Consider the following 271-nt stretch of genomic DNA (forward strand, 5'->3'; position numbering starts at 1 on the left):
GCCGCTTCAAGCATTTAGCCCCTCAGCGTCCCCTCTTACCGCCCCCCCGCCAAAAAACCTTTTCCCCTCAAACAGGAAAATTCTGACATTTGTTCCTACACTCCAAATCACATCCCACCGCCGGGTGACAGAACAAGGAACGTCAACAAAATGGCACACAAAACTCAAATTAACATGCCTATAATGCAACCTTCGCAAAATGGTCAACTTATTGACTAAGCCACAAAGGGAACCTCCTTTAGCCACTAGCCCCGCAAAACTTCCTTCATTT

1 protein-coding gene is annotated in these 271 nt (G+C 47.2%); it reads right to left on the reverse strand.

All coding sequences use genetic code 11. The annotated features are described in order from the left end of the window. Positions 1-6 precede the first annotated feature (6 nt). Positions 7-271: hypothetical protein (locus AC0L3U_RS39445; RefSeq protein ID WP_473365129.1), on the reverse strand; the 265-nt coding region annotated here is incomplete at its 5' end.

It is taken from the genome of Bradyrhizobium sp. Kon69 (genome assembly GCF_055807515.1).